This window comes from Janthinobacterium sp. SUN128 (assembly GCF_030587275.1).
Lineage (GTDB): Bacteria > Pseudomonadota > Gammaproteobacteria > Burkholderiales > Burkholderiaceae_D > Janthinobacterium > Janthinobacterium lividum.
This window is the reverse complement of the sequence record NZ_JAPWHY010000001.1, coordinates 1,124,514-1,151,015: the sequence shown is the minus strand read 5'-3', so window position 1 is coordinate 1,151,015 and position 26,502 is coordinate 1,124,514. Positions and strand designations below refer to the sequence as shown.

19 protein-coding genes are annotated in these 26,502 nt (G+C 60.8%); 5 read left to right on the top strand and 14 right to left on the bottom strand.

The features are described 5' to 3' along the window. Positions 1–32: 32 nt before the first annotated feature. Together O3297_RS05305 and O3297_RS05300 are read left to right on the top strand one after the other, a co-directional pair. The gene (locus tag O3297_RS05305; RefSeq protein ID WP_305047949.1) at positions 33–1,898 is read left to right on the top strand and encodes a LodA/GoxA family CTQ-dependent oxidase; all 1,866 of its coding nucleotides are present in this window, start codon (positions 33–35) and stop codon (positions 1,896–1,898) included. After that, on the top strand, positions 1,895–2,998 hold the full coding sequence (locus O3297_RS05300) for a tryptophan 7-halogenase (protein WP_099387526.1): 1,104 nt from the start codon (positions 1,895–1,897) through the stop codon (positions 2,996–2,998). Before O3297_RS05305 ends, O3297_RS05300 begins: the two co-directional genes overlap by 4 nt. Before the next feature lie 38 nt (positions 2,999–3,036). Here O3297_RS05300 and O3297_RS05295 read toward each other — a convergent pair whose 3' ends face one another. Continuing rightward, positions 3,037–3,615, bottom strand: coding sequence for a TetR/AcrR family transcriptional regulator (locus O3297_RS05295; protein WP_305047948.1), 579 nt, complete (start codon positions 3,613–3,615; stop codon positions 3,037–3,039). Positions 3,616–3,707: 92 nt separating this feature from the next. Here O3297_RS05295 and O3297_RS05290 point away from each other — a divergent pair, with 92 nt between their 5' ends. Then, positions 3,708–4,556, top strand: a complete 849-nt coding sequence (locus tag O3297_RS05290; RefSeq protein ID WP_305047947.1) for a siderophore-interacting protein — start codon at positions 3,708–3,710, stop codon at positions 4,554–4,556. Positions 4,557–4,578: 22 nt separating this feature from the next. Here O3297_RS05290 and O3297_RS05285 read toward each other — a convergent pair whose 3' ends face one another. The 4 genes from O3297_RS05285 to O3297_RS05270 form a co-directional block, all read right to left on the bottom strand. Then, positions 4,579–5,208 (bottom strand): hypothetical protein, encoded by a 630-nt coding sequence (locus tag O3297_RS05285; RefSeq protein ID WP_151097582.1) that lies wholly within the window; start codon positions 5,206–5,208, stop codon positions 4,579–4,581. A 180-nt stretch (positions 5,209–5,388) separates the two neighbouring features. After that, positions 5,389–6,051 carry a DUF799 domain-containing protein gene (locus O3297_RS05280; protein ID WP_099393391.1) on the bottom strand — a complete coding sequence of 221 codons (663 nt, stop codon included), beginning with the start codon at positions 6,049–6,051 and terminating at the stop codon, positions 5,389–5,391. Next, positions 6,048–6,416 (bottom strand): DUF4810 domain-containing protein, encoded by a 369-nt coding sequence (locus O3297_RS05275; protein ID WP_257219124.1) that lies wholly within the window; start codon positions 6,414–6,416, stop codon positions 6,048–6,050. Before O3297_RS05275 ends, O3297_RS05280 begins: the two co-directional genes overlap by 4 nt. An 8-nt stretch (positions 6,417–6,424) precedes the next feature. Then, positions 6,425–7,099, bottom strand: a complete 675-nt coding sequence (locus tag O3297_RS05270) for a CsgG/HfaB family protein (RefSeq protein ID WP_034788077.1) — start codon at positions 7,097–7,099, stop codon at positions 6,425–6,427. Between the two features lie 333 nt (positions 7,100–7,432). On the opposite strand from O3297_RS05270, the gene O3297_RS05265 reads away from it, so the two are divergent. After that, the gene (locus tag O3297_RS05265) at positions 7,433–8,632 is read left to right on the top strand and encodes a YbfB/YjiJ family MFS transporter (protein ID WP_305047946.1); all 1,200 of its coding nucleotides are present in this window, start codon (positions 7,433–7,435) and stop codon (positions 8,630–8,632) included. 39 nt (positions 8,633–8,671) lie between these two features. Further along, the gene (locus O3297_RS05260; RefSeq protein WP_305047945.1) at positions 8,672–9,205 is read left to right on the top strand and encodes an ankyrin repeat domain-containing protein; all 534 of its coding nucleotides are present in this window, start codon (positions 8,672–8,674) and stop codon (positions 9,203–9,205) included. Between the two features lie 192 nt (positions 9,206–9,397). Here O3297_RS05260 and O3297_RS05255 read toward each other — a convergent pair whose 3' ends face one another. The 9 genes from O3297_RS05255 to O3297_RS05215 all read right to left on the bottom strand — a co-directional run bounded on the left by O3297_RS05255 (position 9,398) and on the right by O3297_RS05215 (position 26,380). Further along, positions 9,398–10,093 (bottom strand): putative type VI secretion system effector, encoded by a 696-nt coding sequence (locus tag O3297_RS05255; RefSeq protein WP_305047944.1) that lies wholly within the window; start codon positions 10,091–10,093, stop codon positions 9,398–9,400. A 113-nt stretch (positions 10,094–10,206) separates the two neighbouring features. Beyond that, positions 10,207–11,001 (bottom strand): hypothetical protein, encoded by a 795-nt coding sequence (locus O3297_RS05250; RefSeq protein ID WP_305047943.1) that lies wholly within the window; start codon positions 10,999–11,001, stop codon positions 10,207–10,209. Between the two features lie 14 nt (positions 11,002–11,015). After that, positions 11,016–13,919, bottom strand: coding sequence for a T6SS effector BTH_I2691 family protein (locus O3297_RS05245; protein WP_305047942.1), 2,904 nt, complete (start codon positions 13,917–13,919; stop codon positions 11,016–11,018). 45 nt (positions 13,920–13,964) lie between these two features. Beyond that, positions 13,965–14,900 (bottom strand): DUF4123 domain-containing protein, encoded by a 936-nt coding sequence (locus O3297_RS05240; protein WP_305047941.1) that lies wholly within the window; start codon positions 14,898–14,900, stop codon positions 13,965–13,967. Then, positions 14,887–17,694, bottom strand: coding sequence for a type VI secretion system Vgr family protein (locus O3297_RS05235; RefSeq protein ID WP_305047940.1), 2,808 nt, complete (start codon positions 17,692–17,694; stop codon positions 14,887–14,889). Before O3297_RS05235 ends, O3297_RS05240 begins: the two co-directional genes overlap by 14 nt. 121 nt (positions 17,695–17,815) lie before the next feature. Next, a complete protein-coding gene (locus O3297_RS05230; protein WP_305047939.1) occupies positions 17,816–19,171 on the bottom strand; it encodes a T6SS immunity protein Tli4 family protein in 1,356 nt (451 codons plus the stop codon). 28 nt (positions 19,172–19,199) lie between these two features. Next, the gene (locus O3297_RS05225) at positions 19,200–22,256 is read right to left on the bottom strand and encodes a phospholipase (RefSeq protein WP_305047938.1); all 3,057 of its coding nucleotides are present in this window, start codon (positions 22,254–22,256) and stop codon (positions 19,200–19,202) included. A gap of 54 nt (positions 22,257–22,310) precedes the next feature. Next, entirely contained in the window at positions 22,311–25,619 is a 3,309-nt protein-coding gene (locus O3297_RS05220) for a type VI secretion system Vgr family protein (RefSeq protein WP_305047937.1), read from the bottom strand. Continuing rightward, the gene (locus O3297_RS05215) at positions 25,616–26,380 is read right to left on the bottom strand and encodes a hypothetical protein (protein WP_305047936.1); all 765 of its coding nucleotides are present in this window, start codon (positions 26,378–26,380) and stop codon (positions 25,616–25,618) included. The genes O3297_RS05220 and O3297_RS05215 overlap by 4 nt, the downstream gene beginning before the upstream one ends. Positions 26,381–26,502: the final 122 nt, after the last annotated feature.

The window sequence follows — 26,502 nt, the reverse complement described above, 5'->3', positions numbered from 1 at the left end:
TCCTTCCCTCCACGCATCTGGAAAGGCCCGCCATGTCCACCCCCACTTTGGATACCGTCATCGTCAAGGCCGCGATTTATCCGCCCATCGGCATTGCACGCGTGGGCAACAGCCCCAGCGAGTACTTTCTGGGACCGGAGGTGCCGGAACCGGCGGCGCGGCCGGCCGGTTATTACCGCGATGCGTCCGGAGCCATCAAGCGCCAGGCGGCCAGCTTTCGCATCTACGGCCTGAACGCGGCCGGCGTGGCGGTGGCCGAATTGAACGCCAGCAATGCCGACATCGAATGGTCCGTCACCCTGGCCAACACGAAGGCGGCGTGGTACCAGTTCCAGATCGCGCTCGATATTCCCGAGGCGAATGTCACCCAGCCCTCGTTCCTGCGCAACATGGCCGTCACCGACCGCGCGCAACTGTCCATCACGCCGGGCGAGCGCAAGATCAGCGGCAGCGACAGCCAAGGCGTGGCCTTCGACAGCGGCCGCTTCATGGGCACGCCCGTCTACCTGGGCGAATTGCGCACGGATGCCATGGGACGGCTGATCGTGCTGGGCGGCCATGGCAAGTCGGCCTCGTGGAATGGCGCGCGCGCCATCACCTTCGCCAACAATGAAGGCTGGCATGACGACACGGCCGACGGCCCCGTCTGCGCCAAGGTGCACTACCAAGGCCATGCCTTGCCCGTCGACATGGCCTGGGTGGTCGTCGCGCCGCCCGACTATGCGCCGCAGCAAAAGTCGGTGCGCACCATGTGGGACTTGATGCGGGACTTGTTTGTTTCCGAAGGCAAAATTGCCGCGCCTGCCGTTCCCTCGTTCCAGGACGATATCCGCCCCATTTTCGAGCGCCTGTCCAATCTGCAATGGGTGAATGCCGGCTTTGCGGCCGCCTTTGGCTGGGACGGCAGCACGCCGTTCAGCCGCGACGAATGGATGGCGCGCCTGGCCAGCCCGTCCGACAACCGCAAGGAGTGGCGCAACGTCATCTATAACCAGTTCCGCCAGTTCGAGCGCGACGCCTGGGCGCCATCGCCGTGGCCGTGGCTGTATGGCGATGCGATGGCCATCCCGCCGGCAGACACGCCACGCCAGAACTGCGCGCTGAGCAATTTGCAATTGCGCTTCCTCAAGCAATGGGCCGACGGCAAGTTCACGGACGACTACGCGCCCGGCAAGACGCCGCCGCAAAGCCTGGCCGACGTGGAACTGGCGCAGCAACCGGACACCCTGCTGCGCGCGGCCATGGAATTCTGCCTGGCCGACGCCTTCCACCCCGGCTGCGAAATGACCTGGCCCATGCGCCAGGCCAGCATGTACAGCGCACCGTTCCGCCTGGCGCACCGGCCGCCGGGTTGGGTGGAGCCCGACTACGGCGCCGTCTTGACACCGGACAATATCAGCAGCCCCTGCTCGGCGCAGATCGCCGGCGGCGTGACGCGCTGGATGGCCGTGCCATGGCAGACGGACACGGCCAGCTGCCGCTCCGGCTATCAGTCCGACTACGATCCCTACGTACCCACCTTCTGGCCCGCGCGCGTGCCCAACCAGGTGATGAGCAAGCTCGCCTACGACACGGTGATGAACCGCGAAGTTCCCGTCGACGACCGCCTGGCCGCCTTCGCCGGGCGCGCCGCGTGGATACGTCCGCTGGGCAACATCAGCTATGAAGAGCAGATCAACAACATGATCGCCGACCTGGCGCAAGTGGGCGTGGTGGAAGTACGCCCCGGGCCCACGGACGTGACGGGCTTCCCCGCCTTCCTGCAGGTGGAAAACCTGCCGCAACCGATAGCCGGCAAGCACCAGTTGCGCGCCGCGGCGGGCATACCGGACGAGTTCGTCGACGTCGACCTGGAAGGCACGGAAAAAGCGCGCCATCTGCAGCAACACCGCTTGTGACCCTGCTGCAGGCCGACGTGCTCATCGTCGGCGCCGGTCCGGCCGGCGCCACGGCCGCGCTGAACCTGGCGGGGCGGCACCGGGTCTTGCTGGTCGACCGGCTGGCCGGCCCGCTGGCGCGCATCGGCGAATCGCTGCCGCCGGCCGCCGCGCGCCTGTTGCAGGACATGGGCTTGCTTGACGCCTTCCTGCGCCAGGGCCATGCGCCCTACCACGGCAACCGCGCCTGGTGGAACGGCGCCTGGACGGAACACCACTTCCTCAGCGATCCCGACGGGCACGGCTGGCACCTGGCGCGCGGCACCTTCGACCTGTGGCTGCGCGACGAGGCGCGCCGGCGCGGCGCCGCCCTGCTGGCCTCGGCCAAGGTCACGGACATCGTACCGGATGACGGCAGCTGGAGAGTGCGGCTGGAAACACGGCACGGCCCCTGCGACGCGGCGGCGCGCATCATCATCGACGCCACGGGACGCAACGCCCGGCTGGCCCGCAGAATCGGGGCGCGGCGCCAGCGCAGCGACCGGCTGGTATCGGTATGGCAATACGGGCAGGATCGCACGCCCTCCGCGCGGGGCTTTGCCCACATCGAGGCGTGCGAAGACGGCTGGTGGTACAGCGCGCCCCTGCCCGGCCAGCGCCGCGTGCTGGCCCTGCATACGGATGCGGACTTGCTCGACACCAACATCTTGCGCGATGCCGGCTGGCTGGAAGCGGCGGCGCGGCGCCTGCCCGCCACGCGGGAATTGCTGGAGCAGCAAGGCTATGCGGCCGATACGCCCGCCATGGCCACGCCCGCGCATACGGCGACGCTGGACGCCGGCGCCGGCCCAGGCTGGTTCGCCGTCGGCGACGCCGCGCTGAGCTTCGATCCGCTGTCCTCGCAAGGCATCTTCAACGCCCTGTACACGGGCCTGGCCGCAGCCGAGGCCGCCGACCGCACGCTGCACGGCGACGTGAATGCCTATCATAAATACAATAGGGAACTGACAGCCATCGGCGCGGCGTACGAACGCCACCTGGCGTACTGCTACGGCCAGGAAACGCGCTGGCCGTCAGCGCCGTTCTGGCGCCGGCGCAGGCCGGCCATACAGGCAAGCTGAGCCTGCCGAAGTTGTAGTTCGAGCAAGATTGCGCGCCATTACGGCCGCATCGCCAGCACCCCGATGACCAGCGCGCGCATGCCCAGGTCAAACTCGGCCTCGATGAGCGCATCGTCCTCTGCTTCCCAGGCGTCGCCGGCCGGCGCATACACGGTGTCGGCCAGGGCCACGCAGTGAAACGCCACGGTCGACAGCAGCCAGCGGGCGCGCTCCAGCGGCAGCTGGTAGCCGTGCGCCACCTGCGCCTGGTGGGCCTCGATGCGCGCCAGCATGGTCGGCGGCGTCGCTTTCCGGCGCAGCAGATAGGGCGCCAGGCCGGGATGCGACTTGACCAGCGCTCGCAGCGAAGCGCTGAAACGCAGCAGGTAGTGTTCCAGGTCATCCTCCCCGGGCGCGGGCAATTGCCAATGCGCAAAAATCTCTGCGGCCACCAGCAGCTTGAGCGCGGCCAGGTGCGCCACGTGCTTGTACAGCGCCACGTGGCTGACGCCGAGCAAGGCGGCCACGCCCGTAAAGGTCATGGCGGGCAAGCCCATGGCGATGCCGGCGTCGGCAATGCGCGCGCGCGTGATGCTGGGGGGACGCCCGGGGCGCGGTGTATCGGTGGCGATAGTCATGATTATTTTCCGTGGCGGCAGCTGCGTTGTCGTTTTTCCGCAATTAGTTTAGCATGATGAAACTAATTACCCAAGATACAGGAGTACTTACCATGGCAACACCCCCAGAACCGCAAACAGGCGGCCCCTTGCGCAATGCCGAGCATGACCGCAGCCTGCATGCAGTCACGGCCAGCGTCGCCGCCATCGCGCGCCCCGTTCCCAGCGTGCTGCGCGTCACGGCCAGCCTGGCCAGCTCGGGCGACGATCCGCACTGGGCGCTGCCCAACGTGGCCTTCCGCATCCATCTCGACGGCGCCATCGATGGCGGCGCCTCGCGCATCTACACCGTGCGCAGCTATGACGCGGCGGCGTCAGCCTTTACCTTCGATATCGTGCTGCATGAACATGCCAGCCCCATGATGCGCTGGGGCGACAGCCTGCGCGTGGGCGACATCTTTCGCCTGACGGGGCCGCGCCCGCAGTTCACCGTGCCAGGGGGCAGCGAACGCAAGCTCGCCCTCTTCCTCGACGAGACGGGCATACCCGCCCTGTATGCCATGTTGCATCAATGGCCCGCCAACGCGAGCGGCATCGGCTGGGTAGTGACCGATGATGAAGCGGCGTTCCAGGAATTGCCCAAGGTGCCGGGCCTGGCATTGCAGCGCCTCGGCACGGCCCATGTGGCGCCGGACGGGCCGCTGGCCGCCCAGGCCAGGGCGTTACAAGATCCGCAGGATTACGCGATATGGGGCGCCGGCGAACGCGATGAAATGCGCGCCATCCGCCAGCACTTCCGCATCGATGCCGGCCTGGACAAGGAACAGGTGCTGGTGGCCGGTTACTGGAAACGGGGCGTCAGCAATACCGATATCGACCTGCGCCGCCGGCAAAACTTCGAACAGCTGATCGCCGATGGCGGCACCCTGGCCGATTTCGATGACCTGGCCGTCGAAGTGTAGGCAGCGCCAGCGCCGGGACGCCTTACTTGGCGCCGAAGTCGAAGTTCCACAGGCCCTGGTTCCGGCTCAGCGTGACGTCCACTTCGGTGGCCGTGACCGGCGCTACATACTGCGTCATGTCCGAGAAATTTTGCACGACGTAAGTCTGGCCCACCATGGGCGGCGTGGCCACCATGAAATAAAAGTTGGGCAGGTACTCGAAGCTTACCGTCATGTTCGTATCGACATAAGGCATGGTCACGACCGGTTTGTCATTGACGTACCAGTTGCTGTCGAACTGAATGTAGGGGGTGGTCTGGTTGATCACGCCGCACTGCTGCGGCGTCAACTTCATTTGCGCCAGCGAAGTCGAGGCAGGCTGCAGCAGCGGCGACAAGCCGTTCGGACGCACGGCCGATAGCAACTGGCCCGGAAAAATGCTCTTGCGGCCCGAGATGAGCTTGTTGTCGTTGACGCCATAGTAGCTCACGTCAGTGGAAATCTGTGCCTCGTAGCCGAACGATTCGGTGGCACCGGCCGAGCCCGTCAACACCTGCCAGGCGTGGATCTGGTAATTGCGCTGCGGGTTCTGCGGTTTCAAGAAGACCAGCACGGTCTTGCCTTGTAGCTCGTCCGCTGACACGTTGAAGTTGACGTTGAATTGAATAGCCATCACTTGCCCCTTTGCTCTGGATCTGCCCGGACTCAGGAAAGACAGCGCCGGAAGCCGAGTCCGTGATTTCTTCTGGCGATGGTCATCACTGCAAACATGTGCTGTGCTGGTCGGCGGGTAATGTCCGCTATGCAACAGGCCCTGGCTGACGCAGGGCCTGTGCGGGGTATTACCGGACGATTACTGCGCCAGGTAGCGTTCCGAACGAGGACCGTACAGCAAGCCATTCGGCACGCCGGCCGACAGCATGCGCGCATTCGCCGTGCCAGCCAGCGGATGGCTGGCATCGGTGCTGGTGTTGATGATCTGCTTGACGGCCGCCGTCACCAGAGCGCCGATCAAGCCGCCGCCACCGCTGTTATTGCCTTCGTTGCTGGATGCGCTGGCCGCGCCCTGCCACAGCAAAGCGCCCGTCTTCAGGTCGACCAGCTTGGCATCGACCGAGACCACCGTCACGCTGTCGATCACGGCGTACGTCGTGCCGTACTTGGAGATCGTCACGTACAGGCCCGCATCGGCGCCAAAGATCTCGTTGAGTTTTTTCGCATCGACGCCATGGATATCGGCGGCATTCGTCAAGCCGTTCTGCTTGAAGGTTTCACCGACCACGGCCACTGGCAGCACGTAGTAGCCCGCTTCGGCCAGCGGATAGGTCACTTGCGCGTAGACGCTGTTGCCGGCATTGACTTCCGGCGAGTTGTTCAACGGCGGCAAGACCACGATGGAGCGGGGCTTGGCAGCCTTGAAGGCCGTGTAATCATACGCGGCCTGCTTGGTGGCGCAACCGACCATGAAGATGGCAGGACCCAGGCACAGGGCCATTTTCAACATGCGCGACATCATAATTTCTCGCCTTTTTTCAATTTACCCAACAGGAAGTCCATGTACGGCGTCGATTCCGGAAACAGTTTTTTCTCATCTTCGAACTGTGCTTCAACTTGCTCCGGCTTGCCCGCGATCGAGTACAGCATGCCCAGGTGGGCGTGGTAGCCCGGCGGCGCATGGTTGCCCTTCGCGCCGATCACCTGCAAGTCTTTTTCCATGGCAGCGATCTGCTGTTCAGGGCTTTCACCCTTCAGGTATTCGTACACTTGTGGCTGGTAGCCTTCCCATTGGTACAGGGTCTTCGATTGCGTGGCGCAACCGGTCAGGGCGGCACAGGCGAGCAGCGCCAGCAGGGCCGCGCCCTTGTTCATCATTGTTTTCATGGGATACCTTATTGTTTGCGCATTGCGCCCGCTTCGACACCAGCCACCAGGCGCTCGACCGCTTCGCGCATGGCCAGGTCCAGCACCTTGCCGTTGAGGGTGGCGTCATAGCTGGCGGTGCCGCCAAAACCCAGCACTTCGCGGTTCGACAGGCTGTATTCGCCGGCGCCAGCGGCCGAAAACACGACTTCAGACGTAGCGATATTGACGACGTTCAAGGTGACCTTGGCATAGGCCACTTGCGTCTTGCCGCGGCCCATGATGCCGAACAATTGCTTGTCGCCCACTTCCTTGCGGCCGAATTCGGTCACGTCGCCCGTGACGACGAAATCGGCGCCCTTGATATTCTGGCCCTGCTTCTTGAACTCGGCTTCCTGCTTGAGTTCCGCCATGTTGTCGCGGTCGAGCACGTTGAAACGGTTAGACGTTTGCAGGTGCGCGATCAGGATCGTTTTCGACTGGCTGCCCAGGCGGTCGACGCCATCGGAAAAGATGCCGCGCATGAAGTTCGAGCGGTTGTCGAACTTGCCGACAGCGATCAGGGTGCGTGGACCAACGTAGGGACGGGCTGCACTGGCAACCGTGGGGACTGCCACGGCTTGCGAGGTTTCGGAAGCGCAGCCAGCCAAGGCCGCGCCAATCAGCGCTGCAATCAACAACGCGCCGGGTTTATTCTTGTTCATAGTGCCCTTATGATATGGAGGATCAGGAGCAACCTGCGAAATTGATTTTAGGCAAGTTAATTTCCTAATTGCAATTATATGGTATTGCATGTCTCACAATTCTATCCAAAAGTAACAATGACAAGGTTTGCATTATTGCCAGTGCTGCGCATGCAACAGGCTTGCGGGACGGAGGCGGCAGCGGCTTGACTTCTCAAGGCCAATTCATTAACTTGACAGTAAAAAACGGTGGGCGTTGAAGGCCGTATGCCACTGGCACCGACAAACCTTGCCCGCCGGCCTGCCCTACCCGGCGCCAACTCCACGCTTTTCATCTAGACGGGTCATCCGGCCATGCCGACACACGATCATTCCCCGGCCCATCCGCTGGCGACGGCGCTGGCGCTTTCGCTGGGTGCTGCCGTCGCCCTGGGCCTGTCGCGCTTTTCCTATGGCTTGCTGCTGCCGCCCATGCGTGCCGACCTGGGCTGGTCCTACCTGCTGGCCGGGGCCATGAACACCTTCAATGCGCTCGGCTATTTTCTCGGCGCACTGGCCACGCCGGCCCTGATGCGCCGCCTGGGCGTGTGGCGCTTGCTGATCATCGGTTCCGTGCTGGCCAGCATCTTCATGCTGATGTCGGGCCTCGTCAGCGACACCACCACCCTGTTCCTGCAGCGCGTGTGCGCGGGCGTGGCCAGCGCCTTCATGTTCATCGCCGGCGGCGTGCTGGCGGCGCGGCTCGGTTCCATGCACAGCCAGCACGCCGGCTTTTACATCGGCCTGTATTACGGCGGCACGGGCTTTGGCATTGCCTTGTCTGCCCTGCTGGTGCCGGCCGCGTTGGCGTCCGCCCAGGAACACGGCGCCGCGCATGCCTGGCAATGGCCCTGGTTGGCACTGGGCATCGCCTGCCTGCTGGCCACCGCCATCATGGCCTTGCCGGCCAAAGCGATCGGCGAAGCGCCGCGCGCCCTCGACACGCCGCGGCGCTTCGCCTGGCGCGACTTTACCCCCAGCCTGGCCGGCTACTTCATGTTCGGCGTCGGCTACATCGGCTACATGACCTTTGTCATCGCGCTGCTCAAGCAGCAAGGCATGCCGCCCACCCTGGTCACCGTGTTCTACACTTTATTGGGCCTGGCGGTGGTGGCGTCGTCGCGCATCTGGGCGCGCATGCTGGACCGCTACAGGGGCGGCGAATCGCTGGCGATATTGAATGGCGTGCTGGGCGTGGTGACCATCCTGCCCGCGCTGACGAGCTTTATACCCGTCGTGTTCCTCTCCGGCCTGGTCTTCGGCGCCGTATTCCTGTCAGTGGTAGCGTCGACCACGGCCCTGGTGCGGCATAACCTGCCGCAGCAATCCTGGACGGCCGGCATCAGCGCCTACACGACGGTCTTTGCGCTGGGGCAGATCGTCGGCCCCATCGTGGTCGGCTGGATCGCCGACGGCCCAGCCGGACTGGAACGGGGCTTGATCGCCTCGGCCATCGCCCTCTTCATCGGCGCGGCGCTGGCCTCGCGGCAAAAGGCGCTGGCGCCGGCCGCATAGTAGACTACAGGCATAGCCCATCCTCGAGGAAAGAACACGATGAACACCGATGCACGAAAAATCCCCGCAACGATGGATGCCGAAACGCTGGAATTCATCCAGGGCCTGTTTGCCCTGGTACGCGAAGGCGATACGCAGCAACTGGGCACCATGGTGGCCCAAGGCGTGCCAGTCAACTTCCGCAACGAAAAAGGCGACAGCCTGATCATGCTGGCCAGCTACCATGGCCACCTGGAAACATCGCGCCTGCTGCTCGAAGCGGGCGCCGACGCCAACGTCCCCAACGACCAGGGCCAGACGCCGCTGGCCGGCGTGGCCTATAAAGGCTACCTGGACATCGCCGCGCTGCTGCTACAGCACGGCGCCAGGGTGGACGGCGCCAGCCCGGACGGCAAGACCCCGTTGATGATAGCAGCCATGTTCAACCGCCTGGCCATCCTCGACCTGCTGCTGCAGCACGGCGCCCGCATCGATGCCGTGGACAGCCGCGGCATGACTGCCGTCTCGCTGGCCAAGAACATGAACGCGCAAGAGACCCTGGCACGGCTGGTCAGCCTGGGGCAAGCGGAATAAAACAGGGGCACTGTCTGCCAGTAATCGCGCGACAGCATCGCGGGGGATGGCGCGCGATTACGACCGCCAGAGCATCGAGCGCTAAGTACCTGCCGCCATCCTTGTCTAGAAAATGAAGATGCTTCATTTCTACCCCAGAGAGGAACGGCTCATCAGGAACATCAATGGGATCGTACATTTTACTTATCTAATTTAAAGATAGTACACGCCCATCGGCAAAGCGGGCTTTCCTGACTTTCTTGATTTTCTCGTACTTTTAAAAAGATCAATTTTTTCCGGCTCAGCGATCCCAAGTGCCTTCCCCACTCTATTCATCTCCTTTGAAAAATCCATAAAATCTGACCAACTCAATCCCACTGTTATAAATAAAATAACCGGCGCTGTTATAGTCGCAGTAATCAACATCAACCATAATGGAATATTCCCAAAAAAACCCATTCCAAGAGTAAGGATGTATAATCCTATCCAAAAATACCCACTACATATTAATAGATGATATTTTTTTGCGGTAGTGCCACGTTCAGAATGTGGCTGCATCCATATCTTGTTTTCCTTTATATCAATGACTGCGACGGCGATGAAGTCATGGCCTTTTTGATAGCCGACAACCTGAACCTCGTCCCCGGCTCGAAAACCAACTTCCCAAAAACTTCCGCTAACCCATTTGCCGCCCACGCTCATAGTGAAGCCTGTGACAGGGTCACCGTCACTTGTGGCTGCCTGCGCGCTCTGAACAGCGCCTGATTCGCCCGTGGTAGCCTGCACGATCGAGGTCAAACCGGACATTTTTTTGAACGATTCGGCACTCTTCAAATAATTCACATGCATGTCGGAAGTTCTTAACTCCTCGACAACACCGCTGACCAACTTATAGGAGAATTCATGCATATGATTTTCTCGATCGCTGAACTGGCAATATCTTTACAGCAATGCCATCAATTTCGGGGAGGAAGCGACTCAGATCCAACTTGAAAAGTAACGGAAATGTATCGAGGAAATTATCAAGCAGATTGAATTTTGTATTTCGACATATGTTTTTTCAAGGCCAATTCGCAACTGTATCCAATAAAACCATAGCTGTGATCCTTGAATAAAGTAGCGCCAGCGCGCATATCAAAATCACTTGGCCTTGGAAAGCCATGGGCAGTGAAAATCTCCGTCGCATAGATCGAATAATCACGCATAGTTCTGAAGCTCCAATACTCAAAAGGAAAACAAAAAATCAACGGCATCAGGAATATTATGCTGAACATCGTAATTAAATTCTCATTTTTCTCCAACGATACATCGACAGATAAAAAAAACATAAGAGAAAGAATTATCCAAACAGCCAAGGTCATGTTCCTTGCAAATTTCATGCAACTCCAGAAAAAAGAACGCTCTCCGCAATAAGCATTCAATGGCATCATAAAAAAGCTATCATCAATGCGGATCAAACTGTGTACGTACAGCACGTCCTTTCTCTGTGTCACCACCAATTTGACGATATCGCCATCCTTGATTTTATCGGCATCTCTAAAAACACCACATACTACTTTCCCGTTGACCAACCCGGCAAAATTGTACATATCTTCACCATCGTAAAAACTCAGCATGGCTGCGTTTGCCAATGCCCCTGGCATGCCATTGATGACGGCGGCAACGCCGCCAGCCAGATTTTTTTCCGCAAGGCTGCTTTCGATTTTACTAAGTAAATTCACATTTGTTGCAGCCATATGAAATTCTGTGAGTTTTCCTTCCACAGTAAAAAAAACCTCTTCGGAAGAAGCATTTTTAGCACCCTCTTTTTTCATCATGTGCTTCCTAAAAATTATGATTGAACCGTTTTGAATGCCTTCTGCAATTCCATTAATTCTTTCTCAACGGAATCAAACGGCTTTTCACTGAATAATCCTCTTCTCTTTCTGAAACTGCATGCTTGAAACCAATTTTCCAGATCATCGTCCATGATCCATACTCGATATCCCACTTCGATAACAGTTACTCCTACACCAATAAGGTTGAACCGAGCCAGCCTTATTAATAAAAGAGTTCTTCCATCTGCCACTTTTTTTGCGACTGCAGCAGTTCCAACAAAAAATTTTGCCATACTTAATGAAAAACTCGAATTTCTCGCCAGTAGCGAGCCCGCCAATCGAGACATTAAAGGAGCAGAATAAGAAAAGGCAGCGACCAAACCCGCAATCGCATTATATAAACCGAGACCAGCCCGACCAGCATAGATTCCCACCAGCATTCTATTGGTTCTTTCTTTCTTAATTTCCTCATAAGCCGAAAGAATATCTAACCAAACTATAATTGCACCAGAAAGAGCCCCAAGAAACCCGGCAGCCATTTTAAAGCCACCACGAATAATATCTGCACCTTTATTTATTCCCGAAATCTTGTTATAAGGAGAAATTTCCCTGATAGATTTTGTCACAGAATAAACCAAATCAAAAGACATACTACTCAATGACAATATTGAAGCTGCCACCTCAGCTTTCAACCTGGGAGAATCGAAGAAATGAGGCAATTTGGTTGCCAGGGAAAGGCTTTCAATTGACATTAAAAGAACACCAATGCGGGCATGGCGAAAATTATTGGTCTCGGGCCTTTTCCCGACATCCAATTCGTCCAATGAAATTTTTACCTTGTTTTTTACTTTTATCTGCTCATCCTCTATCAGTTTTCCTATGCTCCCTTCCACTTTTGCAGCATCTGCCTGAGCAATTTTTGTGGCCTCCGCTCGAGCAATACGCTCAGCTTTATTTTCTATGCTTTGCTCTAATTTGTTTTTTTTATTTTCCGTCTTCAGCGTATCAGCGTATTTCTTTGATTTTTCTCTTAATTCATCAATATTTTTTTGTTTCAGAGGAAGCATCAATTCTTCGAAAGTTATTTTTTCAGTAAGATCTGCCAATTTTGAGTACAGCAATACACCGACGACGCCGGAAATAGCCTTGTCCAGCTTCCCGCTTTTGGTGGACAGCGCTTGAGTCCACTCGGAAATTTTTGCAAATGCCATTCCCTCCACAGTTCGATGGTATTTTGATAAATTTACTATTGCCTTTTCCGTGCCGGCCTTTGGATCCTTGTTGTGAATTTTAAGGACTCCACCATCGCGCAACCATTCATCCCATGCGGAATCAATTTTTTTAAAGGAATCAATCAGGCCTTTGCAGGCCTTTAACCACGGTACCGCCTGTACTTTTGAAATATCTCCTGCAGCCTCGACCTGGTCTTTAGCATCCTTGAAAGCTTTTTCCGCAGCATCGTATAAAGATTTGTGATTGTAAAAATTTGAACGCATGTACAAATTTTTTCTTTCAATGGAATTGACATCCATCCAATTTTTAAGAACAGGTTCATTTTCCTTACCCGAGAACATGCCAAACACGCACCGGGAGTATTCAAAATTAAAGCAGAACCCGCTGCTGATATTTTCTTCGTCATAACTATCAAATGCCTCAACCAGTTCCGTGGACATCACCCACTTGACGTGATCGGCAGTTCTCTTCCTCGATGTTGCCTCCGCTTCTTTCGACAGTTTATCCAGCGCTTTTCGAAGCAATTCAATTTCAGAAACAGAGATGAGCGACTCATATTTCTTTTCAAATTTTTCGCGTGCATCCTGCTCACTGCCCGCAAGAAGCTGCTCGCGCCGTCTCTCTCGCGCTTCAGAAGTTTTCCTTATTCTCTCTTCAATTATTTCAGCTTCTTTTACACGATTTAATTTCCTGAGCATTTCGGCGTTATTTTTATTAATATCCGGAAGCGCCCTCGAATCCATGTCATCGAGATTTTTCTTTCTGATTTCCACGCCGTATTTGATGACACAGTCCTTGACATCATCAATGCCAACCATGACGTCCATCTTCCGCCGATTGCTGACTTTTTCCTTGTCCACCTGCTCAAGAAAATTCTCAAGCGGTTGCAGTGCTGCATTACGAAAATCGTTCAATTCCTGCGTGATGCCGATTGGGTCAAACACAGCAAACGCTGCCGCCTTGGTCGCCACCATTTTCTCTTCCAGCTTCCCGATCCGACCGCCCGGCGTCGCCAGAGGAAGATTGGCTGTGCCTTCATAAGCATCGCAACTTGCCATGTAGAGCTGCTGCATGAGAATTTTTCCCAAAGGGCTCTTGCAGGCATTTTGATACTGCCGGGCGAGCACGGCCTCGGGGACGTATTCGCCAAGCTCTTCAGGCTTCAGGCTGTGCGGCTGTTCGGTACTGCCCGCCGCCCATTCCTTTGGCAGAAAAACCTGCATTTGTCCTTTTTTAACGCTGGCCTCGGCATTGGCCGCATACGCATCCAGCCGCTCTCTCGTCATGGCAGTCGGCGTGAACAACAGATAAATTTTTTCGACAAACTCGATCTTGTCGATCGCGATCAGGCTGGCGTTGATGCCGCAGGTGGTGCGGTCACAAGAAAAATTCACGGCCGCCGATGGCGGCGAATCGACGGGAAATTTGGACAGGAAGGCGTCGTCGTCGGCAAAATAGCCTTCCCAATACAGCAATCCCGACCGCTTGATCAGCACGTACAGGAAACCGGAGCGCAGCAGGCGCGGCGCATAGCTGGCGTTTTCCAGCGTGATGTGCTTTACCTTGTCGCCCAGCTTGCCGGGCAAGGCTGGCACATGATTCGCCGCGCCCTCGCCCACCACTGCCGCATAACGCAAGGGCAAAATGAACAAGCCGTTTTTATCGCAAAATTTACAGTCTTTCATCGCTCTTCCTGTTGAGTGGGCGGCACGCGGTCATCCTGCTGGGCATCAAGCCAGGGAATGAAGACGGGCGTTTAATACTATGTCCAGCGGCAAGCCTTGCGTGGCTGCCATCCGCATCAGTTCCCCTAGGGCGGGGTGCATGGTGAATGCCTGGCCGTGTGCGACGGCGCGCCAGGCATAGGCGATCTGGTCATCAGGCTGGTCCAGGCCCGCACTTGCGCTGTAGACAAGATGGTGGTCGATTTGCGCATCGATGCCTGGCCCGATTGCCGTTTGCCTGGCGCTCAGGATGCGCACCACCAGATTGATCTGCTCGATGCGCTCCATCGCCTGCCTGGTTGGCTCATCGATGCGCAGGGGAATCTCTTGCACTGCCGACACCGGCTGCGCATTGCCATGCTGGATCAGCTGCCCATCGCGGTCGAGCTGGCACCATCTCTCGACAGGGCCGAGAAGATCGGCAAAACTGCTGCGCCCCGGCACGCCTGCAGTAGCTGCCGGAAACAGTCTCGCCAGATGCGGCATGACGCGAGGGTCGAAATAGCGCAGGTAGACGGCATCGCCGGACGGATAGCGCACATTCAGGCGCGCCAGCATGGCGCTGCGCAGACGTTCCAACGTTGCATGGCTAAATAGCCAGGCACAGATCCGGGGCACTGCGCCCGGTTCGGCATGCTGCTCTTGCGCCAGCTTCAAACTATGTTCGACCAGCGCATAGTGCTCGGGCCGCTTGTTTGACAACGCGAGCAGCATCGGTGCGCGCTGCAAGTCATCCTGGAAGATCGGGTCATCGAGCAGCACGCTGGCCGCGGGCGGCGACAGAGCCTCGATCGCCTCGCGCAAAGGATTGTCGATGAACTGGTCGATCAGGACGACGGTCCTGTCATAGCCGCGGGCCACGTTATAGAGCACTTCATCGGCGCGCGCCGCCGGTCTCCCCGCCGAAGACAGAGCAGGCGATGACACTTTATCGTTTGACACTGGCCGCTCCCGCCTGCGTGGCATCGAGCAGTTTCAGTGCACAGCCTTTCAATTGTCCTGCCGGCAAGGCCAAAGGTGCAGGACTGGCGCTGGCCGGCCCCGTGAGCTCCTTCATGCCGGCCTTGAATTCCATCTTGCCGGGCCCATGAATCTCGATATTGCCGCCTTCGAGCTTGATATAGGCGCCCTGCACCGTCATCAGCACATGCTGCTTGCCGTTGATGTTGACGCTTTTGCTGACGCTGGCCACGGTCACGGCCTTGTCTGCGGTTAATTTTGTTTCATTGGACTGGCTCTGGCTGCTGACCTTGCCGCTGGCCGCGTGCAGGCGGATGCCCGTTTCCTGGTTGGGTTTGTCGGGCTTGCTGGCCTTGCCATAAGTAAACAGGCTGATGCCGGAACTGATCGCATGGAAATGGTTGCCTTGCGCGCCGAAATTGATGTCCTGCCCTGCCGCGATGCTGCTGGTATTGCCGGCGGCGAAAAGGGCGTTGAGCGGCGTGGTGGCGGCGATGCCGGCCGGACTGGACAATTGCAGCTGCGGCGCGCCATAGGCCGTCACCTGGCCATCGCCCGTGCCCGCCGTGCCCTTGAGCATTTCGATGCTGTTCGCCAATTGCTTCAGCGCCGGCAGCGTATCGGGCGACGCTTCGGCCTGGCCTTGCCCACCGCCTAAGACAGCCTTGTGCTTTTGCGCCGTCTCGGCAAGCGATGTCAGCAAGGCCAGGCTTTGTTCGATCTGGGCCGTGGCTTCCTTGGTATCCATCTGCGTGCCGCTGGCATTGGTGCGTCCGTCGGTCGACAGCAGCAGCCCCTGCCCTGCACGCAGCGCGGCGCTGTGCTCGGTTTTCAGTTCCGCGCCAAAGCCGGCGGCGGCCAGCCGCTGGTTGTCCGTCTGATGGCGCAAGTGTCCCAGGTTCAGCTCGGCAGTGCCCTGGTGTGCGCCGGCATGGCGCTGCAGGGCCACGCGTGGCTGGCCCGGGCTGTCGTCGAATACCAGTTGGCTGTACGCCGCGCCGCCCTGCTGGCTGGCCTGCATGGCCTGGCTCTTGATGCCGGACAGTGCGGCCGGGTGGGCATGCGCGCCCGCTTCCCCCGGAAACCAGGCCGGCGCATTGCCGGTGGCCGGCCCGGCGCCATGGGCCACGCGGTTATTCTGGGCGTCGGCCGTGCCTTGGCCGTTGTAGACGGTACCGATCACGAGCGGCCGGTCGATATTGCCTTCCAGGAAATCGATCAATACTTCCTGGCCGATGCGCGGCAAGGCATGTCCGCCCCAGTTGGCGCCCGCCACCGGCGCCATCGTGGAGGCCACGCGCACCCAAGTGCCGGCACTGTCGTCGCCAGGCGCGCCGGTATGCTTGCCGCCTTGCGGATGGTCGAGGCGGCTGTGGCTCATGACGCCGCGCTGCCAGTGAAATTGCACCTTGATGCGGTGGTCGCGGTCGGTGTGAATCACGGCGCCGGCCGGACCCACCACGACGGCCGTCTGCTGTCCATGCACGGTCGGGCGCGGATGCAGCAGCTGGCCATGCTGGTCCTTGCCGCTGGCGCGATAAGGAATATTGCTGCGGATGGCATCGATGCGGTTGCGGTACAGGGGCCGCTCGGCAATGGCGCCCAGCAGCGCGGGCATGCGGTGCAGGCTGCCGGCTTGCTCCTTGCGGATGGCCGCATCGAGCAAGCCCGTCTTGAGCGTCTGCACAATGGACGACTGCAGATCCGCGCTCAGGTTGTTGTGCATCAGGTGGACCGTGCGCACGATCAGGAAGCTGCGCTCGTCGTCGCTGCCCGCCTGGTCGAACACCGGCTGCCCCTGCAAGCTAAACGTGGTGCCCGGCGACAAGGTACGCACGGTACCGGCCGCCACATGGACTTCCTTGCCCGCTTCCAGCGCCTGCAACTGGTTGCGCGCGATGCGCTGGCCCTGCTCGCGCGAGGCATAGGCATAGGCCCCGGGCGCGTCGCGGCTGAGCAGCTCCACGCCCTGCGCCTGGCCGGCCGCGCAGGCAACACGCTGGTCGAGCGAGCGGTAATCCCAGCTGCCCAGTTCGATGGCATTGGTCTGCTGGCGCAATTCGGTGCGCCAACGGTCGATACTGTCAACCTTCATGACGGCGCCCGGCTGCGTGAAATTGATGCTGCTCTGGGCATTCGGCTTGAACGCGCCGTTATGGTCCGCGATCACCAGGCAGTGGCTGCCCAGGCTGGGGCTGCCGGGATCGCCGCCGTGTTCGTAGTAATAGAACAGCCCTTCCTCGTGCATCAGGCGCTGCGCGTAGGCCCAGTCGCTTTCCTGGTACTGGGTGCTCAGGCTGCGCTTCGGGTATGCCGCGCGGTCGAGGATATCGAAACGCCAGGCCGGCGCCAGCTTGCCCTGCGCCTGGTAAGCGGCAAACAGCGCGTCGAGGATGTCGAATACCGTCATGTCCTGGAACACGCGGCTGTCGCGGCCGTGGGCAAGAAACGCGCTCCACGGTTCCAGGGTCAGGTGATAGCGCGCCATGCCGCCGTTCGCGCCAACCAGCTCGACGGCGGTGATATGGCCGTGGAACGGGCGCAGCGCGTCGGCGCTGGTAGCGGTCAGCAATTGCAGCAGGGCCGGCTGGCCAATCAGGGTACGCAAGGAAATGGCGGCGTCCATCGACAAGGCCGCGATCTGGAACACGAAGCCCGTGCTCAAGCCTTCCTCGCCGCGCACGCATTCTGCCAGCAGGCGGTCAGCGCCGAGGGGCGTGGTCAGCTGTAGCAATCTGCTGGCTTGCGTGAAACTGGCGGGCAAGGACATGGACATCCGGAACTCCATCACGCGGCTTCCCGCACAAAATTAGTAAATAAGCATTTTTATCGAAGCCATTACACCCTAGAAATTTTTTTATAGCAAGAGTGTTTCGATTGAAATCTCGGCTCAGCAATCATTGCGTGCCGCTCAGACCGCGCAACTCCGGCATGGCCGGTTCGGTGGGCCGCAAATGCGTACTCTTCAACAAGGTTTCCAGGCGCGCGTAGCTGCTCTTGAAAGGCGGCGGATTCTGCTTCAGTTCCGGTGCCTGCTCCATGCTGCGGCTGCCAAGTTCGATCAGGATGTAGGGCAGCACCGCCGTGCCCAGCCATCCCGCGTAACCGGTGAATACCGTATAGGTTTCAAACGGCGCGCTGCCTGGCCGCTCCACTTTCAGCGCCACGCCGCCCTGCTGCGCCGTCAGCGCGCCGATGCGGACGCTACGGGGCGCGATGCGTTCGACAATGAAAGGCTTGGCCTCCTGCTCGCCGCGGCTGCCGAACTGGCCGATGCCGCCGGTAGCGGCCGCCTGGACCAGCGGCACCTTCAAGGCGCGCGGATCGACGTTGCCGGTGCTGATCGTATATAACACGCCGGGCGCGTCGGGCCAGCGCAAGGACTGCTTGATAGCGCTGACCGTCTTGCCATCGTCAGCGATAAAGCCATGCGGAATGCACAGGCCCAGCTCTTTCGGCACTTCATTGGCGACGCGCGGGCGGAAGCTTTTCAGGAAGCGGATGAACTGCTGGCCATGCGCCGCCTCGCTATTGTTGTCGCGTATTTCTTGCATGGATTCAAACACATACACATACTCGCCGCGCTTCAGGTGGGTGCGATATATGGAATAGCGGGTGGGGTTAGCCGTTCCCGAACCTTCGCTGCTGCGGTAACCGTCACTGTCGGGCAGGCCGGAATCAAATGTCTGGTAGTTGCTTTGCAGTTCCTTGATCTGCGCCTGCCTGCCGGTGAGCGACTTCTGCGCCAGATAGCTCGCCTGGCGGGTCTTCGCATTGGAGGGCTGGCCTTTCAATTCGGCCAGCTCCGCCTCATCGTCCTTGAGCAGCGCCTGCAGGCGGTCGATCCTGGGTTGCGGCATGGCTTCCCGCAAGGCGGCCATATCTTCCTTGCCTAGCGGCCCCAGCACACCGATACGGACATTTCCAACCTGTATCTCATCACCCTGGTGAAATACGTCTTCGCTGAAAGACCGGTAAAAGATGCCCGTGTCGGAAGCGTCCTTGTAGCGGGTCGGCCACTGTACCGGTGCATGCACGTCGAACACCAGCCGCCCCAGGCACTCGCGCGCCATGCCGGCCGGCGTCGCGTACCCGGGCGCGGTCGCTTGCATCAGTTCCTGCGCCGTGGGCTTGCGCGATGGCGCCGCCGGATCGGCCTGGTTGGCGCCCATGCCTTCGCCATACGCGCCGGCAAACAGCAGGAGAGTGGCGAGATGGCATGCGGCAAAACGCGGAAGACAAACTATCATCATGGCTACCAATCAAAAAAAACACTATTCTTCAAGCCGAGCTTTCGCCCTGCCCGGCTGGCGGGCGCTTGCCTGATTCAACCTGGGCGTAGGTTTCTTGCGGCAATGGATGGTCTGCATCGCGCGGCGGTTTCTTCTCCTGATGAGCCAGCAGGGTCAGATTCATGCCTGAAATATTGTTTTCGCCTGCCGTCCAGGTGACCGGCAAGGCCACGATAAAACCCTGCACGCCCACCGGCGCCGATTCGGGCGCGCGCGTTTGCGCCTCCCAGGAGTGCGATTTGTCGCGCAAGATATCGGCATCGCGCCAGAAGCGCTCGTGGAACGGCATGTGGTGCTCCAGGCTGCGCGTCCTGGCGTTCCAGGTGGGCCAGATCGAACTGGGCTTGCCGCTTGGACGCGCCAGGAAAGCGAAAGCCTTGGCATACGCTTCCGCATTGGCCAGCGCCACTTTTTGAATCGCCTCCCAGGTGTCCGGCGCCGCCGGATGCAACAGGTGCTTGATCAAGCCCTTGGCCGGGGTGGCGCCATCGGTCAGGCCGAACAGTTTTTTCCACAGGCGCACCCGCAAGTCATGCACGTTGACGCTGACCTTGTCGCTATCGACACCGTCGAGCTCGACGTCGGTCTGATTGTCATCCCTGACGACGACCGCCAGTTCCGAATCGCGCCCGCCCAGCTGGCTGCGGTCGTTGATATTGGCGCTGCCCAGGATCGCCACCCGGTCGTCGGCGATCAGCAATTTGGAGTGCACATAAATCTGCTCCGTCACGTGGCGCGTGCCCAGGGTTTCCCAGGAACGCAGGTTGAGCAAGGTCAGGTAGCTGGTCCACTTGTCGCCGACCAGTTCGGCCAGCCGGTCAGGCGCGTAGCCGGCAACGGTTTTCCTGGCCTCTTCCGCCCCCAGTTTCTTGCTCTTGCGCAGGTCCCGCGCCAGGATGGCGCGCCGGATCCGGTTGACCAGGCTATCCTTGCCAAACACCAGCGACTGCATCGTCAAATGCAGCTGCGTCATAATATTGAGGGTGTCGAGCGTGCCTTCCGGGTGCACCGGCAGCACCATGTAGACATGGAAGGGCAAGCCGTCGTTGATGGCGCGCTCGATGCGCTGCGACAGCGCCAGGCCGATCGGATTGAGGATGCCAGGCTCTTCCTTGCCCATCATGCGGGTCGAGGTGATATCGGCGTAGTTGCTCATCACATTGAACAGATCGGCCATGAAATCGCTGCCGCCACCGGTAATGTCGGCCTTGACATCGTCGATCTGCGACCAGATCAGCTTGTCGATCATCTCTGCCGGCGGCACGCCATACACGCCGAGCTGGCGCGCATACTTTTCATACGCCGGCGACTTGCTGATGTCGAGCAGCGCCGCCATCGGACCGGACAGCGGCCTGGTCTTGCTTGCATCGCTGCCATATTCCGACTGGAAAAACTGGCCTTCGATGTAGATGAACTTCTGCGCCCCATTGATTGCCGTCAACATCGCCTTCAGGCAATTGTTCTGCGGCCATTCCGGCCTGGCCGCGGGTTTGCTGCCGCGCGCATGGGCGGCCAGCTCGTCATTGAGCAACCTCATCGGCGCGCTGCGCAACACTTGCACCCAAGCATCTCCCGGCGGCTTCGCAGGCGTTTTGGGCGGCGGCGCGGCGGCAATGCGCTGCAAGACCAGCCTGGGTGTGCCGGACATGCCCAGCGCCTGGAACATCTTGATCAGCGAAGGCGGCATGCTGGCCTGATACGATTTTTCATATCGCTGGGCAATGCCGTTCCAGCGCTCGATGAAATTGCGGCTCAAATCGCTGACCGACGGCCCGACGATGGCCGCATGCACATCGTGCCATGGCATGCGCGGCTGCGTGGCGGCGAAGGTCTTGGCCCCGGTCGGCATGATCTTGCGCAATTTTTTCAGGTTTTCATAGCGCGTGGGACGCGCGTCGGCCAAGGTCGACAGATAAGTGAGGACGCCAATCACGAAGGTCTCGATCAGCTTGACCGTGCCGCTGCGCAATTCGGGCGGCAGCTTGTTCAGCGAGCCGGCGTTCAGCCACGACATCAGCGCCGTGCCGCCGTCGATCACATGCGCGCTGCCCGTGGTGCGCACGGCATCGACCTTGTCGCGCAAGCCCTTGTCGAGCTGGCCGTAAGCCCAGCGCGATATATCCTGCGCCACATCGATCGGTATGTCTTGCAGCTTGCCGATAAAGTCGGGCATCAGGTCGATCGCATCCCATTTGGCGGACATATTCTTCGATATCCGCGCGATGCCATCCTTGGCGTCCTGCACCACGTCGAGCACGACGGCGATCGGCCTGATCGTGGCCGAGGTGGCAAACGTGGCCGCGCCACCGACTTTTCCGCCGATGCAGCCGGCCAGCAGCTCGGCGCGCGTCAGGTAGGCCGTTTGCGCTTCATGGTTCATCGGCTCGATGGCCGGGATGCAGGTGTTGTACACCTCGTTGCCCTTGCGCGTGCCGTGGCTGAGGGCGAACTTGCCGTTGTCGCGGCGGCCATAGGCAAGGTCGATGCCGCCGACAAACGCGCGCTCATTGTCGATCACCACGAGTTTCTGGTGATGGGAAAAGCCGATGCCCAGCATGCCTTCCATGTCGCTCTGGGCGATCGCCGGCAAGGCGAACGCCTTGGCGGGGCCGCCGACGCCTGCATTGAGCTGGAAGATCGCCAGCACGGTTTCGAAGTCGCCCGTATCGACCCCGACCTTGGGCGAAAGCCACGGCATCACATACACTTTCGGACGGTGGGGATTGCTTATCGCCGTTTCCAGGCATTCGAACAAGGTCTTGCCCGCCGTCAGTTCGACATCGAAATTGACTTGCCAACCGGTGATGAAAATCGACTTCTTGGCGCCTTCGATCGCTTTCGCCACTGCCGTGAAATACTCTTCGCCGGTGACATAGAATTCAACCTGGTTGCCCTTTTGCTGTTCCGAAAAGATGCTGCCCCACTTTTGCTCGGGGAAATTCGGCAATTCTTCGCCATCGTGCACGAAACAGCCAGGCGCCGACGTGGCCGGCGCGCTCGGCGTACCGTCCTTGCCCGTCAGCTGGGAGATATTTTTATTTGTCATGACGCATGTCGCAGTGTGTCGCCGGTTGGCTTGCATGGAAGGAAAACGTCAGCATCAGACTTTCACCTTCGGCAGGATGTTTTTCAGGGTAAGCGAGGCCAGCGCTTCTTTCGCATAGCGCGCCTGCGGCGCGGCGGCCGCCTCGAAGATGGTGGCATAGCGCCCGGCGCTGAAATCCGCCGCCTGCATCGCATGGAACAGCTTTTCCTTGTCGGTCCAGTCGGGCGATTCGGTTTCCACGTTCAGCCGCACGCTGTGGCCCGGATACACGATCCACGTATGGTCCGGATTGCTCGCATAGACGGCGGCAAGCTTTTCTTCCTCCGCATCGCTGAGCTTGATATTCCCCGATGCATCGGTCTTGCCCTGCGCTACCAGCTTGTCGTCGTCGATGAAATCCATGCCGTCGGGCTGCTCGCCATGGGTGATCTTCCACGGCGTGTGCGCCAGCGCATGGCCTTTCAGCCCCGGCGTGTCTGCCAGGCGTAGCAAGAATTTCAACGGCCGCAACGCCAGTTCGGAACGCGGCAGACGGGGCAATGGATAACCGAGTCCTGTCGGCCCCAGAAAACTTTTCTTGCCTGCAAACACCGTGATCTTCCCGGGGCACTGGATCGTGATATTGCCGCCCTCGATGGTGATGTTGGCGCCGCCCGCCGTGGACAGGCGGATGCTTTTTGCCGCCGCCCAGTCGATATGCGCGTTGGCGCTGACGACATTGACCTCTTCGCGCGCCTGCACCTTGATCTCGTCGGACTGGGCTTGCACCTCGATGGGCTGGCTGGCCGCCACCAGCTGCATGCCCAGCTCGCCCTCGCCCGGCTTGACCACGCCGCCCAGCAGACCGATCGCCTGGCCCGTGTGCAATCGCCACTTGCCGCCGCCGGCGAACTGCGTATCGAGCCCGCTCATCAGTGTTACCGTTTCGCCATTCGACAATTGCATATCCTGGCCAGCCACCACGCCCAGGCCCCCCTTGGCCGCCACCGCGATGATGGCGTCGCTGCTGTGCGGCAGCTTGTCGTCGGCCGGCGCGACGGGCTTGCCGGCTGCATCGTTCTTGGCGGCCGCCACGCTGTCGCGGCTCAGCATGCCCGAGGCAGTAGTCAGGAAAGCCGGCAACGGCGCGGCCTTCGCATCGAGCGTACTGCTGCCGGGCGCCGTCGCCCCCAGGTGCGCCGCATAGGCCACGCCCTGGTGCGTGACGGCCGCCGCGCTGAAGGTCTCGCCCAGCTTGGCGGCCTGCTTGAGCAGCGCCATGCCGGGCGCATTGTCGCCGGCCGGGTCGCGCGCGCCGGCGCCATGGTTGAGTACATAACTGGATAGCAGCAGGCCTGCGCCCGCCCGCACCGCGCCATACGCATCCGTGCGCAGCTCGGCGCCGGCGCCGCGCAGGCTGCCGCGGTAATTGTCGGCCGCGTGGATCAGATGGCCCAGGCTCAGTTCGCTGGCCGCGTGGCTGCTTTTCAGCTGCACCCGGCCCTGGCTGTCGGTGTCGTCGAACAGCAGCTGGTTGTAGCCGGCCATGCTGCCCGCCTTGCCGAACTCCTTGCTGCGGATGCCCCATTGCGCGCTGGCGTTCCGGTGCGCCGCGCTGGCTCCGGCGGCGCCATGCCATAGCGGGCTATTGCCGCCCGCCAAGTTGCCCTGGGCCGTGACGCCATGGTCGTGGGCTGGCGCGAACAGTTTGTCTGTGTCGGCCTGGGCAGCGGCGGCGCCGCCCGGCGTGGGCGCACCGCCACCCTCGCCCTGGCCGTTGTACAGCGCGCCGACGATGATGGGCCGGTCGATATCGTTTTCCAGGAACTGCACCAGCACTTCCTGGCCGATGCGCGGCAGGAACTGGCTGCCCATGCCGCCGCCGGCCGCGCGCTGCGCGACCCGCACCCAGCAAGTTGCGCCAGTCTCCTGCTGCCAGTGAAAGCGGATGCGCACCCGGCCCAGGCTGTCGCAATATATTTCATCGGCGCCGCTGGCCGCGTCATTGCCATCGGCTCCCACGACGATGGCGCTCTGGCTGCCGAAGGCGGTCGGTTTCGGATGCTGGCGCAATCCGTTCTCACCCAGCACCGGGCGCCACGGCGTAGCGGCGGGAATCGCTTCCAGATGATTGGCGTAGCCGCTGGCCACCGCCTGGGCGATCACCTGCTCGAAACGTTCGATGTGGCGCGGGCCCAAGTTCAGCGTGCTCAGGCTTTCCTGCAGCAGTTCCGGGATCGGGCCGAACAGTTCGGCCAGACCTTGCCTGGCCGGCGCCGGCAGGTTGTTTACGCCCACGCTGCAAACGCGCAGCACCGTATAAGCGGGGGCCGGCGCGTCGCCGCCCGCCGCCTGCAGCGGTCCCTGCGTCAGGCTGAAGCGCGTGCCGGCGCGCAAGGTGCGCACCGTCGAACGGGCAACGCAGCGTTCGCTGCGCGCTTCGATCGATTGCATCCGCAACAGCGCGTAGCGGCTGGCCTGGGCTGAGTCGGCATAATAATACTGGCCCGGCGTATCGTAGCTTTCCAGCAGCGGCGCATGCTGGCCGCCCACCGCCGTCCGGGTCGGCACGCTGGCCGCGACCGCCTGCTTGGCCTTGTAGTCATAACTGAGCACGGTCGCCAGCGCCGTGTTCAGCGAGCGCGACGTGCTGAACGCCTGCAGCGTGTCGCCCTGCTCGCCGGCGCGCGCGCCATGAAAGCGGATGCCGCCGCCGGCCGCGCTGGGCGCGTCTTCCGGCACCGCGCTGTCGCTGCTGCTGTCGGCAAACAGCACCAGGCAATGGCCGCCTTCCTGTTCCTCGAAGCGCCACGCCAGCCCTTCTTCGGTCAGCAGGCGGCTGACGAAATCGAGGTCCGACTCGCGGTACTGGCAGCAATAGCTGCGCGCCGCGACACCATCCATGAACGGACGCGTGTCATCGCTCCAGCGCCACCGCGCCGCCGGCGCGTAGGACTGGAACACGGACTCGACGATCTCGATCACGCTCTTGTCTTGCCAGACTCTGCTGTTACGCACCTGGCCCAGCCGCCACAACCAGGGCGTCAGGCGCAGCCGGTAGCGCGCCAGGCCGCCCATGCTGCCCAGCATGGCCGCCTCGCTGACATGACCGCTGAAGCTGGCGCGGCTGCCATCAAACAAACTCACTTGCAGCGTGGCCAGCTTGCCCAGCATGGGTGCCAGCGCCAGCTGCGCGCTGGTCGACAGCACGATGACATCGCGCGCGCCGGGCGTCTGCAATTGCTCGTCGCAGGCGAACGCTTCCACCAGCAGCAGGTCCGCATCCTGCGCGCTGTCGCCTTCAAGCTTGATTTCGTACAAGCGCGTGATGCTGGAGAACGCTCCCAGCGCGGCGCCCACCTGGTCCAGCTGCGCTGCGCTCATTGTGCGCCTTTCGACGCAGCCCTGGCGGCCTTGCATAGCGGCTTGCCGGTACGGCCGGCGCAAGTTCGCTGCCGGCAGCTATCGGCGGCGGCCGGTTTCAACTTGCTGCATTGCTGTAACTGGGCTTGCAGGCTGGACGGCGCTTTTTTGGGCGGCGTGCCAGCCTGGGCATGCGACACCAGCGCGGCCAGGAGGGCTACGTCGCTTTCCTGTTCCGGCGTGGCGGCGGGCTTGGCCTTATCAGCGGGATTGAGCGGTTTGGCTGGCGTTTTTTTCTGCGGCGCGCGCGCCGGCTTGGGCGCGCTCTTCTGCGGACTTTCCAGTGCCTTGCTCAGCACATCCCTGGGACCGGGCACCGGCGCCGGGACGGGAGCTGGCAGGTCGGCGCCCAGCATTTCGCTCAAGCTCTGCCGCGGCGGCGCCGGCTGTTCCTCCTCGCGTATGCTGGCCGCGGCGGTGACGGGAGCGGTGGCCGGTGTTTCCGCTGCTGGCGCCGTGCTGCGCAACACCGGGTCCTCCACCGCCGCCGTCTCGCGTTGCCCCAGCCAGGCGCCGGTGGCCAGCAACAGCAAGGCACCGGCCAGCATGCCACCCCAGACCGGCCACCGGCTGGCGCGCCTGCCGCCAAGCGGCACGGGCGCAGGCCGCTTGCCGCCTTCGAGATGGTTGAGGATACGGCTACGGTCCGCCTCGGCCTGTTGCGCGGGCGTCAATAAGCTGGGCCGTGTCGATGGCCGCGGGCTGTCGTCATTGCTTGGCAAAATCTTAACTCCTGTCAATATTTGCAATACCTTACGACAATAAAAAAAAGCGTGACGCATGTTAGGAAATCAACAGTGTGCACCCGGCACACAATTGAAACTAAGCCCCCGTAATTAGCAAG